The sequence below is a fragment of the Acidovorax sp. Root402 genome (genome assembly GCF_001425125.1).
Classification (GTDB): Bacteria; Pseudomonadota; Gammaproteobacteria; order Burkholderiales; family Burkholderiaceae_C; genus Acidovorax; species Acidovorax delafieldii.
This window is the reverse complement of the sequence record NZ_LMDQ01000005.1, coordinates 38714-54804: the sequence shown is the minus strand read 5'-3', so window position 1 is coordinate 54804 and position 16091 is coordinate 38714. Positions and strand designations below refer to the sequence as shown.

The window sequence follows — 16091 nt, the reverse complement described above, 5'->3', positions numbered from 1 at the left end:
CGCTGGCAGGCGGCGATGGAGCGTTGCAGGCGGTCCAGCAGCAGGCGGCGGTTGGGCAGACCCGTGAGCGCGTCGTAGAACGCCAGGCGTTCGATCTCCTGTTCGGCGCGTTTGCGGTCTGTGATGTCGCGGCACACGCCCAGGATGCCCGTCACGCGGCCATGCAGATCGCGGATGGGCGTCTTGATGGTCTCGAACTGGCCCTGGTAGCCGTCTTCGGCGAAGGTGAGCGTTTCCTCATACACCAGCGGCTGCCAAGCCTGCATGGCGCGCTGGTCGTACTTGCGAAAGCGCTCGGCCTCGGCCGCGTTGGTCAGGTCGTAGTCGTTTCGGCCCACCACATCGCGTTCGGGCCGGCCCGCAAAACGCTCGAATACCGGGTTGACCGACAGGTACACCCCGTTGGTGTCCTTCATGAACACCATGTCCGGCATGGCATTGACCACGCTGGCCAGATGCGCCTTCTGCTGGGCCAATTCTTGTTCGATGCGCTTGAGCGCCGTCAAGTCGTAGGCAAACAGCACCACGGCTGCCACCCCTTGCGCCGTCACGCTCTCTGGGGCGATGGTGGTGTGGCGAAACTGTGTGCCGTCAGGGCCGTCAATGCGGTTTTCGAACACCGCGGTCTCGCCCGCAAAGGCTTTTTCAAGATGCGGGTGGATGCGCGCGAACACTTCGGGCGGGATCACATCCTGCAGCCGCTGCCCTTCCAGCGCCTGGGGCGTGGTGTAGAGCCAGCGGGCCTGCTGTTCATTGACGTACAGCACGCGCAAGTCCCGATCAATCCGCGACACACCACCCGGCACATGGCGCAGCGTGTTGGCCATGAGCGCCTGCTGGGCGTGCGCGGCCTCTTCGGCCTGGTGGTGGGCGGTGATGTCGGTCTGCACGCCATCCCACAGCACCCGGCCATCCTGCAGCCGGCGCGGCGACGAACTCAGGTGCATCCAGCGCACCTGACCGTCGGTGCGGCGCACCCGAAACACCGCCTCCAGACTGGTCATGGACAGGTAGGACTGGCGCTCTGCCTGCCGCAGGCGATCTATGTCTTCCGGGAGGATCTGCCGGTAAAGCACGCGTGGGTCCTGCAACACGTCTTCGACGCGTACCCCGTTCAGCCGTTCGATGGCGTCGCCCATGTGCACAAAATGCACCCGGCCATCCAGCTCGCGCACGATCTGGAACAACACGCTGTGCGGCAGGTTGCGCCCCAGCAATGACAGACGCCCCTCGCTCTCGCGCAACCGGCTCTCGGCCTCCTGGATGCGCGCGAACGGGCGGCGGATGCCTGCATCAAACACCGCCTGGTACAGCAGCGCATACGCCACCACCCGAAAGCCATGGGACAGCACTCCACCCAGCATCGAATGCCCCCCCAGCGCGCCCACCGTGACCTCACCGCACACGAACGCTCCGGCCGCCCAGGCAAACAGGCGTTCACGCGGTGCCTCTTCGCTGCGGCTGCGGCGATGCAACACCACAGCGCTGGCGGCCAAGGCCAGGGCGAGCCCCACGGCCACCACCTGGCGCAAGGCACCGTCTGCAGCATGGGCAAACCACTGGGGCAGCGGCCCCAGCGACGACCCTGCGAGCACCAGCGTGACACCCCCCGCCGCTGCCAGCCAGGCGCGGGCCGGCCCGGGGGCAGACAAGCGCGTGGCGGTGAGCCCCAAGGTCAGGGCCTCGGCCACACGCGCCCAACTGCTCAGCCACAACGACATGTCGGCACTGCCGGGCGGCATGTGCACAGGGCCGGAGTGCACCAGCACCCCGTGCAGAAAATTGCAGGCCGCCGCTACGCCAAAACCCACCACCAGGACATTCGCGCGCGCCTGCTCCTGCGCCTCCAGGGCGTGCAGGGACACCGACACCACCAGCAGTCCCAGCAGCACCGCCACTAGTTCCAGCAACGGTTCCAGCCCGTGCTGGGCGCCCGCCCCATCCCCCAGCATCTGCGCCAGCGGCACCACGACCAGCGCCAGCACTGCCACCACCAGCACCACGGTGATGGCGGGCGCATCCGACCAGGGCATGCGCGCTGTCGGAGAGCTGTTGGGAGGTGGCATGGACGAAGGGGTGAATGGCAGTGCCAGCGAAATGGCCGCACAACGTCACAAGTGTATCTACGCGTAAGGAAATGACCAGAGCGCTCGCACCATGAAAAACGGGGCCAAAGCCCCGTCCAAGACAACCCGGGACGGCGCTGCGCCCAGGCGTTGCGTGCACGCATCAGCGCAGGGCGCGATGCGGCAAGGAAGAAGGATGCAGCGGGCCCTCAACCCTCCAGCAGCTGGCGCAGCACAAACGGCAAGATGCCGCCGGCCTGGTAGTAGTCCACCTCGATGGGGGTGTCGATGCGCAGGGTCACCGTCACTTCCTGGCGCGTGCCGTCGGCACGGTGGATGACCAGCCTCGCATCGCTCTGTGGCGTGAGTGCGGCATCAGGCACCACATCAATCACCTCATTGCCCGTCAGGCCCAGCGTTTCCCAAGAATCGCCCGCCTTGAACTGCAGCGGCAACACGCCCATGCCAACGAGGTTGGAGCGGTGAATGCGCTCAAAGCTGCGCGCCACCACCGCCTTGATGCCGAGCAGTTGCGTGCCCTTGGCGGCCCAGTCGCGGCTGGAGCCGGTGCCATACTCTTCGCCCGCAAAAATCACGGTGGGCGTGCCCTGCGCCATGTACTGCATGGCGGCATCAAAGATGAACATCTTCTCGCCCTGCAGCGGACCATCGTTCTGGAACAACGTGACGCCGCCCTCTTCACGCGAGCCATCGGCGGTGGGCGGAATCATCAGGTTCTTGATGCGCACATTGGCAAAGGTGCCGCGCATCATCACGTCATGGTTGCCCCGGCGGGCGCCGTAGCTGTTGAAGTCTGCCTTTTGCACGCCGTGCTGCAACAGCCACTGGCCTGCGGGCGAGCTTTCCTTGATGGAGCCTGCGGGCGAGATGTGGTCGGTGGTGATGGAGTCGCCGAACAGCGCCATGATGCGCGCGCCGTGCACCGCCGACGCGGCCGCAGCGCCTTTGTCGAGCGCAAACTGGGCAAAAAACGGCGGCTCGGCAATGTAAGTGCTGGCGGGCCAGGTGTAGGCCGTGCCACTGACTCCCTTGATCTTCTCCCACAGCTTTCCGGGGTCGGTCGCCACCTTGGCGTAGTTTTCGCGGAAGGCCTTGCCGTTCATGGCGAACTTGAGCAGGGCGTGGACTTCATCGCTGGTGGGCCAGATGTCGCCCAGGTAGATGTCCTTGCCCCCCTTGCCCTTGCCCACGGGTTCGGTCATCAGGTCTTTGAGCACCGTGCCCGCGATGGCATACGCCACCACCAGCGGCGGGCTGGCCAGAAAGTTGGCCTTGAGGTTGGGATGGATGCGCGCCTCGAAATTGCGGTTGCCCGACAGCACGGCTGCGCAGACCAGATCGTTGCTGGTGATGACCTCGTTCAATTCGGGGGTGAGGTCGCCCGCGTTGCCGATGCAGGTGGTGCAGCCATAGCCCGCCAGCGCAAAGCCCAGCTTTTCCAGGTACGGCAGCAGTCCGGTCTGCGTGAGGTATTCGGTGACGATGCGCGAGCCGGGGGCCAGCGAGGTCTTGATGTGTGGCTGCACCTTGAGGCCTGCCTCCACCGCTTTCTTGGCCAAGAGGCCTGCAGCCAGCAGCACGCTGGGGTTGCTGGTGTTGGTGCAACTGGTGATGGCGGCAATCAGCACGTCGCCATTGCCCACTGTGGGGTCAGCCCCCTTGGCGGGCAGTGTGGCTGCGCGGGCCTCGCCGTGCGCAGTGGCCAGTGCCGGTTTGTTGGCCTCCATCTCGACCACCGAGCGCGGTGCGCCGGCCGGCGTGGGCTTACCGTCTGGCGTAGCCTCTTCGGCGACAGCTTCGCCATGGCGGTGGATGTGATGGCGCGTGTGCAGCAGCTCTGCCGGGCGGTTGAAGCCGTTTTGCGCGTTGGGCTTGCTGAACAGCTCAGCGAACTGGCTGCTGACCTTGCCCAGCTCAATGCGGTCTTGCGGGCGCTTGGGGCCCGCCAGGCTGGGGGTGACGCTGCCAAGGTCGAGCTTGACGACCTGCGAATAGTCGACCTCGCCGGCCAGCGGCACACCAAACAGCCCCTGGGCTTTGAAGTAGGCCTCGAAGGCCTCGATCTCGCCCTTGGTACGGCCCGTGCCCTTGAAGTAGTCGATGGTCTTTTCGTCCACCGGGAAGAAGCCCATGGTGGCGCCGTACTCCGGCGCCATGTTGCCGATGGTGGCGCGGTCGGGCAGCGCCAGGGTGCGCGTGCCTTCGCCAAAGAACTCCACGAACTTGCCCACCACCTTGTGCTGGCGCAGCAGCTCGGTCACCGTGAGCACCAGGTCGGTGGCGGTCACCCCCTCGCGCAGCTGGCCGGTCATCTCAAAGCCCACCACATCGGGCGTGAGGAAGTACACCGGCTGGCCCAGCATGGCGGCCTCGGCCTCGATGCCGCCCACGCCCCAGCCCACCACGCCGATGCCGTTGATCATGGTGGTGTGGCTGTCGGTGCCCACCAGGGTGTCGGGGTAGTAGACGCCATCCTTGCGCTTGTGCACGCCGCGCGCCAGGTATTCAAGGTTCACCTGGTGCACGATGCCAAAGCCCGGGGGCACCACACCAAAGGTGTCAAAGGCCTGCATGCCCCACTTCATGAACTCGTAGCGCTCTTTGTTGCGCTGGAATTCGAGTTTCATGTTCAGGTCGAGCGAATTCTTCTTGCCGTAGTGGTCGACCATGATCGAGTGGTCCACCACCAGGTCCACCGGCACCAGGGGCTCGATCTTCTTGGGGTTCTTGCCCAGCTTGGCGGCCACGCTGCGCATGGCGGCCAGATCGGCCAGCAAAGGCACACCGGTGAAGTCCTGCAGCACCACGCGCGAGACGACAAAAGGGATCTCGTCGGTACGCGCGGCATTGGGCGCCCAGTGCGCAAGCTGTTGCACATGCTCGGCCGTCACCTTGCGGCCGTCGCAATTGCGCAGCACCGATTCGAGCACGATGCGGATCGACACCGGCAGACGCTGGATCTGCGGAAACTGCTTGGCCAGCGCGGGCAGAGAGTAGAACTTGCCCTCCTTGCCCGACGCCGTTTTGAAGCCCTTGAGCGTGTTGGCAAAGGCGTGGCGTGCGGGTCGGGACGACGGTTTGGCTAGCGGCTTGGACGATGAGGCCATGGCGAACTCCTTGATAAGGCAACAGCGTCTATTCTGGCAGTCCCCCATGACGGCGCAATCGTTGGGGGTATGCCGCTGTGCCCCGCCGCCCTGGCGCAGAGGCTCATACGACGCTCTTTTCACCATTTTTGCGGAAAAAATCGGCCAAGCGCTACATCCTTATGCCTCAATTGCTATCAAATATATAGCGTAAAAGAACTAAGCGGCAGCCCAAGCAGGCAGGCGGCGCACACCCATCCACTGCAGCTCAGCAATGAGCGCCACCGAGACCACGTGCACCACCAGGTACGCCTGGCCCAGCAACGTGGGTGCCACGGCGTTACCGAGCAGCAGCACCAGGCTGGCCAACGCCCATCCAAAGTTGGCAGCGATCAGCGCCCACAGCCCTCCGCGCGGCATGGTGCGCGCGCGGGCAATGCGGGTGGCCAGTGCTGCGTAGCCCAGCAGCAAAACGCCGGACACCACCAGCAGTCCGTGCGGCAGCCCCAGCCATTCGGCCAGCGACGCCGTCAGCAGCAGATGCAAGGCGCCCAACAGCAGCCCGGTGGACGCATCGAACCAGACCACGGCACGCAAAAGGGAGGGGGAATACAACAGGTTCAACATGGCAAGCTCCTTGGGGGTTGAAGAAGGCTGCATCGTTGCCGCTGCGGTGCATGGCGTCGATGACATGGCAGGTAATGGCCTGCGGCCTGGTTGGGCCTAGGATGCGAGGCATGACGTCCGCACCCTCCACCCCCTCTCGCCGCACCCCGCGCCATCCGCTGCCGCACCGCAGCGCAGCGGCGGGGCCTGCCAGTTTTGGCGACCACCTGCGCACCTGGCGCCAGCAGCGGCACCTGAGTCAGCTGGAGCTGGCCGACGAGGCAGACATCTCCACGCGGCACGTGAGCTTCATGGAAACCGGCCGCACCAACCCCAGCCGCGACATGGTGCTGCGCCTGTGCGAGCGCCTGGCCATCCCGCTGCGCGAACGCAACGCACTGCTGGTGGCAGCCGGCTACGCCCCCATGTACCGAGAACGCGCGCTGGACGACCCGGCACTGACCGCAGCGCGCCAGGCCGTCGAGCTGGTGCTCAAGGGCCATGAGCCCTGCCCCGCCATCGCGCTCGACCGCTGCTGGAACGTGGTGGCTGCCAACCGCGCAGCGCAGGCCTTGCTGGCCGCGCACGTGAGCCCTGAACTGCTCACGCCCCCCATCAACGTGTTCCGCCTGAGCCTGCACCCCAACGGCCTGGCGTCACGCATCGCCAATCTGGCGCAATGGCGCCACCACCTCTTTGAGCGCCTGCGCCAGCAGATTCATGCCACGGGGGACCCGGCATTGCTGGCCCTGCAGGCCGAACTGCTGGAATACCCCGCGCCCGATGAATCCACACCACTCGTCATGGCGGGAGAAATGCTGGGTGTGGTGATGCCGTTTTGTTTCAATAGCATGCATGGCATGCTGTCGCTCATCAGCACCACGACGATATTCGGCACTCCAGTGGATGTGACGCTGCAGGAGCTGGCGGTGGAATCGTTTTTCCCGGCCGACGCATTTACCGCCCAGGTACTGCGGGAGATGGCGCAGCAATATGCTGCGGATTGACTGCCCGGGGTGCGTTGAACAACAACACGCGGACCGAATTTTTGGGTTCCGTGGGCAATGGCTGGTCGGGATAGCGGTTTTTGCGGTATCCACCCAGTGAATGCAGGGCGCAGATTTTGTGTCGCCAGCGAGGTATGAAGGCTCCAGATGCTGGGCCAGGCTCGGTAGTTCTACGCCCCATGCCAGGCCACCCAAAAAAAATAGCCCGCAGTTGCGGGCTATTTTTTTGAGTGCAGCGAATGCCGTTTCTCAGATGGCGAACTTTTCGCGGTTTTCGTTCTGAATCCACTTGGGCGCCTTGCCACGGCCGGTCCATGTCTGGCCAGTCGCCGGGTCGCGGTATTTGGGGGCCACTTTGGTGCCTGCGGTAGAGCTGCGGCCGGTTTTCCCTGCGGCCTTGCCTGCGGGGAACACATCCTGGGCGGTCAGACCATATTCGGCCACCAAGGCGCGCACTTGGGAAACAGCGTCCGACAATTCTCGGCGACGGGCTTCGCTGATTTGCTGCTCAAGCGCTTCACGCTGCTTCAAAAGTTCTTTGTAGCTGGTCATGGTGTCTGAATAAGAAAATGGGGTTGGTGACAGAGCGATTATATGGATAACCGCTGCGAGCACACGCCGGAGTAAAGATTTTGCATTAAGAAACCACAAAAATACTGCCTGGCATATTCAGTACCTGGACAGCCGGTGGTCCAAGAAGCCACAAAGGCTTCAAAGTGCGCTGTCAGGGTGTGCCAATACGCGGTCAATGCGTTTGCCCTCCAGGGCCAGCACCTCGAATATCCAGCCCACGCACACAATCTGTTCGCCTACGGCAGGTAAATGCCCTGTTTCTGCCATCAAAAACCCCGCCAGGGTGTTATAGCGCCCACGGTCTTCCTGCGGCAGATCTCGAATATTCAGGCGGGCCTTGAGTTCGGACACAGGCATCAGCCCATCCAGCAGCCATGCGCCATCACCACGCGGGGTGGCCCAGGCATCGGCGGCAGCGCCGGGCTGCAATTCACCGGTAATGGCTTCGAGCAGATCGTGCGGGGTCATGATGCCCTGCACCACGCCATATTCGTCCACCACAAACACCATGCGCCCCGAGCGCGCCCGAAACTGCTCCAGCAGCTCCATGCCGCTCAAGGTCTCGGGCAAAAAGGCGGCGGGCTTCACATACTGTTCCAGCGTGCCGGGCGCATCAGGCCCCAGCTCCAGCAACCGGGCCACGCTCACAATACCCACCACCTCGTCCAGAGAATTGCGACACACGGGGTACCACGAATGCGCGGCATGCTCACCGCCACGGCCCGCCTGCTGCAAGCCCTGCAATACCGACCACCCTGCATCGAGCCAGCCCACATCACTGCGCGGCACCATCAGCGAGGTCAATGGCCGATCATCCAGGCGAAACACGTTTTGCACCATCTGGTGCTCATGGTGCTCGATCACACCGGCCTCGCGCCCTTCTTCCAGGCTGGCAACGATTTCTTCTTCCGTGACCGAACGCCCTGCTGTGTTGTCCACCTGCATCAGGCGCAGCACCCCTTGGGTTGAGAGCGACAACAGGCGCACAAAAGGCTTGGCCACCCGGGCCACCCAGGCCATGGGTCGCGCCACCAGGCGGGACACCGCCTCGGGATAGAGCTGTCCGATGCGTTTGGGCACCAGTTCGCCAAACACGATGGTGACGAAGGTGATGACGGTTACCACCAGCGCGGTAGCGGTGATGCTGGCGGCCCGCACAGGCATCCCGAGCTGCTGCAGCCACAGCCCCAGGTCATCGCTGAAAGCAGCCTCTCCGAGGATCCCGTTGAGCATGCCAATGGAGGTGATGCCCACTTGCACCGAGGACAAAAACTGCGTTGGGTTCTCAAGCAGCGCCAGAGCGGCCTGTGCGCCCTTGTCACCCGCCTCGGCCATGGCGGTCAGCCGCGACCTGCGACTTGACGCCAGCGCCAGCTCGGACATCGCGAACACGCCGTTGAGCAGGGTCAGCAGCGCGATCAGCAGAAAATCCATGCTTCACTCAATCAGGTTTGCAACCGAAGACCATCATGGCACTTTACTGTATCGGCGACATTCAGGGCTGCGACGACGCCCTGGGACGCCTGCTGGACACCATCGGCTTTTCTGCCAGCCGTGACACGGTGTACCTGCTGGGGGACCTCGTCAACCGCGGCCCCGACTCCGCCGCCGTGCTACGCCGCTGCATGCAGCAGGGCGACGCCATCCGCTGCCTGCTGGGCAACCACGACCTGCACTTGCTCGCTGCCGCACACGGCGCGCGCAAACCCTCACGCCGCGACACCCTGGCCTCGGTGCTCGACGCCCCGGACCGCAGCGCTTTGCTCGAGTGGCTGCGCCACCAGCCGTTGGCGCGGGCCCACGAGCATGCCGGCCAGACCCTGCTGATGGTGCATGCGGGCGTGGTACCTGCCTGGACCCCCACGGACACCCTGGAACGCGCGCAGGAGGTCCATGCCGTGCTGGGTAGTCCGGACCTGCCCGCCTTCTTGCACAGCATGTATGGCAACACGCCGGACCACTGGAGCGATACCCTCACAGGCACCGACCGGCTGCGTGTGATCGTGAACGCGCTGACGCGCATGCGCTTTTGCTCATCCGACGGTGTGATGGATTTTGAAAGCACCGAAAGCGCCAGCGCTGCCCCAGAGGGCCTGATGCCCTGGTTTGATGTGCCAGGCCGACGCACCACTGGCACGCTGATGGCCTTTGGCCACTGGTCCACCCTGGGGTGGCTCAACCGCAGCGACCTGCTGGGCCTGGATACCGGCTGTGTATGGGGCGGCTGCCTGAGCGCCGTGCGTTTCGGCGCGACACTGGCTGACCGCGAGCTGCTGCAGGTGCATTGCGAACAGGCGCAGCAGCCGGGCTAAAGAGCTGGGGATTGACCCGGGCAGTCAACGCGCCCGGGACGCACACTACGGCAGCCAGCGCAAAGAGCGGCTGCCGTTACTGCGTGGAGGTCTCGGGTTGAACCGCCTTGAACAAGGCTGCCACCTTGCGCTTGGGCTTGATGTTGGCCGAAATGCTGCTGCGCGCAGGGGATTTGGCGGCGGCCTCCCAGGCGGGGGCGGTATCCGCACTGCTGGGTTCGTAAGGCTTTTCGAAGAAGGGATCGCGCGAGGCCACGGCAGGGCGGAAACCCCGGTGGTGTTCACGCGGCTCGCGGGGTTCACGGCGCTCGTTGCGCTCACGCACGGCAGCCGGAATCACATCGCGCGGATCACCGGTCTCGCCTGCTTCACGCCATGCGCGGCGGCCGTCGTTGATGCGGCCGCGGGGGCGGTCTTCTTCGTATTCGATGGCTTCGAGATCGATCTTTTTCTTGATCAGCTTCTCAATGTCGGCCACCAGGCGGGCATCGCTGCCCGACACCAGTGTGACGGCCAGGCCGGACGCGCCCGCACGGCCTGTGCGGCCAATGCGGTGCACATAGTCTTCCGCATTGAAAGGCACGTCGAAGTTGAACACCGCAGGCACGTCCTTGATGTCCAGGCCGCGCGCTGCCACATCGGTGCACACCAGCAGATCAACCTCGCCGCTCTTGAAGGCTTCCAGCGCCTTCAGTCGCTCGTCCTGGCTCTTGTCGCCGTGCAAGGCTGCTGTCTTGAGGCCCTCACGCTCCAGGCTGCGCGCCAAACGGGCGCATCCGAGCTTGCTGTTCACGAAGATGAAAGCCTGCTTGATGCCGCGCGTCTTGAGCACCTGGTGGATGGCTCGGCGCTTGTCGTCATCATTGGCGCTGTAAAAGCGCTGCTCCACCGTGGAGGCCGTTTCGTTCGGGCGGGCCACCTCAATGGTGATGGGGTTTTGCAGGTAGCTGCTGGCCAGGCGCTTGATCTCGGGCGAGAAGGTGGCGCTGAACAGAAGCGTGGTGCGCTGCTTGGGCAGGTAACTCAGGATTCGCTGCAGGTCGGGCAGAAAACCGATGTCCAGCATGCGGTCGGCCTCGTCGAGCACCACGTACTCCACCTGGTTGAGCACCGCATTCTTGGCCTCGATATGGTCGAGCAGGCGGCCCGGCGTAGCCACCAGCACTTCGACGCCTTTTTTCAGCTCGATGGTCTGGGGCTTCATGTCCATGCCGCCAAACACCACCGTGCTGCGCAGTTTGGTGTACTTGGCGTACAGCGCAATCTGCTGGGCCACCTGGTCGGCCAGCTCACGGGTGGGCAACAGCACCAGAGCGCGCACAGGGTGGCGAGCGGGGGATGTGGAACTGCTCTCGTGCTTGAGCAGGCGCTGCAGCAAAGGCAGCGAGAACGCGGCGGTTTTGCCGGTGCCGGTCTGGGCTGCGCCCATCACGTCCTGGCCGGTGAGCACCACCGGGATGGCCTGCGCCTGGATGGGCGTCATGGACTCGTAGCCCATTTCGGCTACGGCGCGCGCCAGCGGCTCAGCCAGCGATAGATTGGAAAAGGAACTTGTCATTTAGCCCTCTATTGTCGCACCGGTGGCCCAAAAAGTGATTTTTCGGGCCCGGAGCAGCAAAAATGCAGTAGGCGCAGTCAGCGCATTGGCGAGTATTTGCTATCCATTTGATAGCTATCAGCGCATATGAATTCGGCGCTATCGTCTGTTTTTATTCAAACTCTGGGCCGGCGAGGCCAATGGCCGCAACACCTTGCGCCGCGTGCGGTCGTTGCATCGCGGGGCGAACAATGTCCCGCAGCTGCCACGACAAACCCCCTCGGAAAGCGTTTGGCACCAGCGAAAGGCAGAGGGCGCTCGTGCGGACTCTCACCCTTTCCGGACGCAGTGCAGTGCGCCTGCTGCTGTCCAGTTACTCGGCAGACCGCCTGAGCGTGTCCACCACCGGGCGCAGCAGCACCTCGCGCAGACCCCACCAGCCTGCGGCCAGCGCCAGCACCGCGCCCGCGAGCGCACCGGCCAGCGGCACCCAGGGGGCGGCGGTCCAGGTGAAGTCAAACACATAACGCGCCAATGCCCAGCCCACGCCCACTGCCACCGCGCTGGCCAGAAAGCCCGCCAGCAGACCCACACCCACCAGCTCGGCCCGCTGCACCTGACGCAGCAGGCTGGCACGGGCCCCCACGGCACGCATGATGGCGTACTCGCGTGCGCGCTCTTCGCGGGTGGCCGTGACGGCGGCAAACAGCACCACCAGCCCAGCTGCGAGCGTGAAGGCAAACAAGAACTCCACCGCCCGGATCACCTGCTCCAGCACCCGCTGCACCTGGGCAATGGTGGCGCCCATGTCCACGTTGGTGATGTTGGGAAACTGGCGCACCAGCGCGTTGTCGAAACCGTGGGTTTCTGGAGCGCGGTAGGCGGCCAGGTAGGTGACCGGGACATCCTTGACCTCGGCCACCGGGTACATCACAAAGAAGTTGGCGCGCATAGAGCCCCAGTCCACCTTGCGCAGGCTGGTGATGCGGGCCTCGTCCTGCACGCCGCCCATATCGAACTGCAAACGGTCACCCAGCTGCAGGCCCAGCGTCTGGGCAATACCTTCTTCCACGCTGATGGCGCCCTCCTCGCCGGGCGTCCAGCGCCCAGCCACCACCTGGTTGTGGGGCGGTGCCTCCACAGCGTTGGACAGGTTGAATTCTCGGTCCACCAGGCGCTTGGCGCGGTCGTCGGTGTAATTGTCGGGGCCCACTGGCTTGCCGTTCACGGCCACCAGCCGGCCCCGGATCATGGGGTACCAGTCGTAGCGACCCACTCCGCTGTCCTTGAGCGTCTGCTGAAAGGCCTCCGACTGGTCAGGCATCACGTTGATGACAAAGCGGTTGGGGGCATCGGGCGGGGTCGCCTTGCGCCAGCTGCTGATGAGGTCGGTGCGCAGCAGCACCAGCAGCACCAGGGCCAGCAGACCCACCGCCAGGCTGCTGACCTGCACCACGGCATAGGCCGGGCGCGCAGAAATCTGCCGCGTGGCCAGCACGAGCCAGCGCGGGGCCGTGCTCTCGTTCACGCTCTTGCGCAGAAGCTTGACCGCCACCCATGACAGGCCTGCAAACAGCGCCACGGCGCCGGCAAAACCACCCACAGCAATCAGACCCAGCTTGATGTCGCTGCTGACGGCCAGCAACAGCGCAGCGAAGCCCGCAATGCCGATACCCAGCACTGCCAGCGATGCGGGCTTGAGCCCCCCCACATCACGCCGTATCACCCGCAATGGCGGCACCTGCGCCAGCTGCAGCACCGGCGGCAAGCCAAACGCAAACAGCAGCGTGAGCCCCATGCCCAGGCCAAACACCACCGGCCACAGGCTGGGCGAAGGCAAGGCCGATTCCACCAATCCCGCCAGCAGCAGCACAAACGCGTAATGCACCACATAGCCCAGCGCCACACCCAAGGAGCTGGCAAACAGGCCGATCAGCGCGAACTCCGTGGTGTAGGCCCCAGCAATGGTGCGCTGGCTCTGCCCCAGCACACGCAGCATGGCCGAAGCGTCGAGGTGCTCCGCCGCAAACCCGCGCGCGGCCAGCGCCACGGCCACGGCAGACAACAGTGCAGCCAGCAGCGCTACCAGGCTCAGGAATTTCTGCGCGCGGTCCAGCGTCTGGCGCATCTCGGGGCGGCCGCTTTCCAGCGACTCCACGCGCACGCCATGCACTTCGGGCTTCTTGGCCTCGACCACCGCCCAATCGTTGAACGCCTTGATGGCCGACGCCGGGCCGACCACGGCAAAGCGGTAGGTCAGGCGGCTGGCAGGCTGCACGAGCCCCGTGGCGGGCAGGTCGCGTTCGTTCACCATCACACGTGGTGCAAAGCTCATGAAGCCCGCCCCCCGGTCAGGCTCGATGACGATGATGCGCGCGATGCGCAGTTGCGCATCGCCCAGCAACAGCTTGTCGCCCATGGCGAGGTTGAGCGATTCGAGCAGTGGCGCGTCCACCCACACCTCGCCGGGCGCCGGGATGTCACGCGTCGGCTGCTCTAGCGCACCAGGGGCATCTGCCACCGTGAGGCTGCCGCGCAGCGGGTAACCCTGCTGCACGCTCTTGAGTGCCACCAGCTTGCTGGCGCCGCCCTGCGCATCGCTCGCGCGGCCCATGGTCGGAAAGCCCAGCGTGGTCACCGATTGCAACCCCAGCGCCTTGGCGCGCTCCACGAATGCCGCGGGCGTTGGGTTGTCGCTGGCCACGACTGCATCCCCCCCCAGCAGCTGCAGAGCGTCGCGCTGCAGTCCGCCTTGCAGGCGATCGGCAAAAAAACCCACAGATGTGAGCGCGGCCACTGCCAGGGTGACCGCCACAATCAACAGGCGCAACTCGCCCGCGCGCAGGTCCCGGGCCAGGGTGCGCCAGCCAAGGCGCAGGAAAGACAGGTTCATGGGCAGACCTTAGCGCAAAGCGAACGGGCTAGCGGGGCGTGGGGTGTTAGCACGTGTTCAACGAGTCAGGGCCGCGGGGGTGGCGCTATAGCGGCGTCGATCGCCGCAGCTGTCGCCGGCACCGGGCTCGGCGCTTCGGCCGCCGGCGCTACGCTGGAGGCATTCGGTGCCTCCGTCTGCAGCCGCTGTTCCAGCGCCTGCAACACCGGGGCGATCTGTTGGCCCACGCGGATCTGCGGGTTCGAAAAGCCGTCTGCCTTGCCGGCCTCGACCTCGCGCTGCTGAATCAGCGGCACAGCCTTGGCAAAGGCCTCGGTGAAGGAATGGGTCTGGCGCAGTTGTTCATGAAACACCGCGCGGCCAAAGAAAGTCAGCTCAGACAGCCTGCCGCAGCCATACGAGGTGTGGGTGGCGTCGGCCGCCGTCATGATCAGGGTGCTGTCGGTGGCCAGCGGTTCGATCCAGCCTCCCGAAAAGCAGGCAGACACTGCGATCACGCGGTTGCGGATACCCGATTCGTCCAGCGCTGCGCGCAGCATCTCCGGCGTCACCGGCGGCACCTGCAGCGGCCAGTGTGCGGCGGCCAGTTCATGGTTGCGTGCGCCATGCGAGGTCATGTAAATCACCAGCACATCATGCTCGCGATCCATGCGCGCGGCCAGCGCAGCAATGGCGCGTTGCAGATTCTCGGGCGTCGCCCAGGGGTGGGTCTCGGCAGTTTCAGCATGGTTGAGCAGGTGCAGAACCCGGCCCTGGGCGTCAAACCGCTCCTGCAGCAGCGTGGTGACCATCGTGCTTTCGCGGCGGAACACGTTTTCATCCGCATAGGGCGCGAACACCAACCCATAGACATCCACAACGCCGGGACGCTGAGGCAACAAAGCATCCACCTGCTGTTGCCACAGCAGCTGCTGGTTCTCAAAAAGGCCTTGCGATAGCGCCAGTTGCGCAGGCTCTGGAGGCTGTGCTCCGTCGGCGGACGCGGCCGACGCATCGGCCACCGCCAGGGCGTCTTCCTCCCAGGGCTGGTCCTGAAACTGCCACATGCCCACCCCGACCACCACAGCCATCGCCACGCCAAAGACCGCAGTGCGCACCCGCGATCGGATGAAGCGGGCACTCACCACCACCAACGTGGCCAGCACCCATACCGTGAGCACGCCGTAGGCCACCCAGAAAAGGATGCTCGCCACCGGCCCATTCCACAGTGCAGGCTGGTGAACCGCCAATCCCATCAGGACATAGAGCACCAGCAAGGGGGCCAAGGGCGCCCACGCCGACAGCACATACCAAGCGGCCAGCCCGCCCGAGGGGCCGGGCACACCCAGCTCGGGCGCAGGGGTAGGAGCACGCTGTGCTGGCGCCATGGCCCACCAAGCCAGCCACAGCAGCACCAGGCTGCTCCACATGGGGGTGAGCCAGCCACGCATGCTGAACTGGGCCGGGCCCACGACCTGTAACCGTGCAGCGCCCACCAGCAAAGCGCCGCTGATCAACGACAACACCAGCAACTGCCAGGGCGTGGGTGCCGCAGCCCCTGTACGCGGCGCCAGAAACAGTGCAGCGCGCAGTCCTTCGCGCATCCAGCCCCACAGTGAAAGGCGCTCCGTGGCGGAAATCGCCCTGATGGCAGACGATGTGGGCAGGTCTTGCGGCGACCGGCTCAAAGGAACTTCAATTTCCGTGTGGGCCAGTTCTGGTCCCCACTGGCTGGGCAACGTGTCGGCCCAGGTGCTGCTGCTGGCGTTCAGGTCTTTCATGCGCGCATCATGCCATCGCGGGGTGGCGCCTTCTGTGGCCGCGGAATCCGTCGAAGCCAGGACGCAAGAGGCTGCAGGAACGGGCCAAAAGACGAGGAAGAGCGATGCTCGAGCTCGCTATTGCGCCAGCGCCCATCGGCCTTCGCAGGCGGAAGCGAGGCACGGGCACCGGTTTTTTAAAACCAAAAATGATATTAAATAAAAATTAAATAACAAATCGAATATACTTC

10 protein-coding genes are annotated in these 16091 nt (G+C 64.8%); 2 read left to right on the top strand and 8 right to left on the bottom strand.

What is annotated here, in order from left to right:
• The 3 genes from ASC83_RS04365 to ASC83_RS04355 form a co-directional block, all read right to left on the bottom strand.
• Nucleotides 1-2066 (bottom strand): PAS domain-containing protein (locus tag ASC83_RS04365; RefSeq protein ID WP_304439361.1); only part of this gene is annotated, 2066 nt, incomplete at its 3' end.
• Nucleotides 2067-2275: 209 nt separating this feature from the next.
• Nucleotides 2276-5194, bottom strand: a complete 2919-nt coding sequence (locus ASC83_RS04360) for an aconitate hydratase (RefSeq protein WP_056058660.1) — start codon at nt 5192-5194, stop codon at nt 2276-2278.
• A gap of 198 nt (nt 5195-5392) precedes the next feature.
• Nucleotides 5393-5800, bottom strand: a complete 408-nt coding sequence (locus ASC83_RS04355) for a hypothetical protein (protein ID WP_056058657.1) — start codon at nt 5798-5800, stop codon at nt 5393-5395.
• A 110-nt stretch (nt 5801-5910) separates the two neighbouring features.
• On the opposite strand from ASC83_RS04355, the gene ASC83_RS04350 reads away from it, so the two are divergent.
• Nucleotides 5911-6786, top strand: a complete 876-nt coding sequence (locus ASC83_RS04350) for a helix-turn-helix domain-containing protein (protein ID WP_056058654.1) — start codon at nt 5911-5913, stop codon at nt 6784-6786.
• A gap of 249 nt (nt 6787-7035) precedes the next feature.
• Here the strand turns inward: ASC83_RS04350 and ASC83_RS04345 are convergent, their stop codons facing one another.
• The gene (locus ASC83_RS04345) at nt 7036-7338 is read right to left on the bottom strand and encodes an H-NS histone family protein (RefSeq protein ID WP_056058651.1); all 303 of its coding nucleotides are present in this window, start codon (nt 7336-7338) and stop codon (nt 7036-7038) included.
• 159 nt (nt 7339-7497) lie between these two features.
• On the bottom strand, nt 7498-8793 hold the full coding sequence (locus ASC83_RS04340; RefSeq protein ID WP_056058649.1) for a hemolysin family protein: 1296 nt from the start codon (nt 8791-8793) through the stop codon (nt 7498-7500).
• A 35-nt stretch (nt 8794-8828) separates the two neighbouring features.
• On the opposite strand from ASC83_RS04340, the gene ASC83_RS04335 reads away from it, so the two are divergent.
• Nucleotides 8829-9671 (top strand): symmetrical bis(5'-nucleosyl)-tetraphosphatase, encoded by an 843-nt coding sequence (locus ASC83_RS04335; protein WP_056058647.1) that lies wholly within the window; start codon nt 8829-8831, stop codon nt 9669-9671.
• Nucleotides 9672-9747: 76 nt separating this feature from the next.
• Here the strand turns inward: ASC83_RS04335 and ASC83_RS04330 are convergent, their stop codons facing one another.
• The 3 genes from ASC83_RS04330 to ASC83_RS04320 all read right to left on the bottom strand — a co-directional run bounded on the left by ASC83_RS04330 (nt 9748) and on the right by ASC83_RS04320 (nt 15861).
• A complete protein-coding gene (locus ASC83_RS04330) occupies nt 9748-11229 on the bottom strand; it encodes a DEAD/DEAH box helicase (RefSeq protein WP_056058643.1) in 1482 nt (493 codons plus the stop codon).
• A 352-nt stretch (nt 11230-11581) separates the two neighbouring features.
• A complete protein-coding gene (locus ASC83_RS04325; protein WP_056058640.1) occupies nt 11582-14101 on the bottom strand; it encodes an ABC transporter permease in 2520 nt (839 codons plus the stop codon).
• Nucleotides 14102-14166: 65 nt separating this feature from the next.
• Nucleotides 14167-15861 carry a C13 family peptidase gene (locus ASC83_RS04320; RefSeq protein WP_056058638.1) on the bottom strand — a complete coding sequence of 565 codons (1695 nt, stop codon included), beginning with the start codon at nt 15859-15861 and terminating at the stop codon, nt 14167-14169.
• Between the last annotated feature and the right edge of the window lie 230 nt (nt 15862-16091).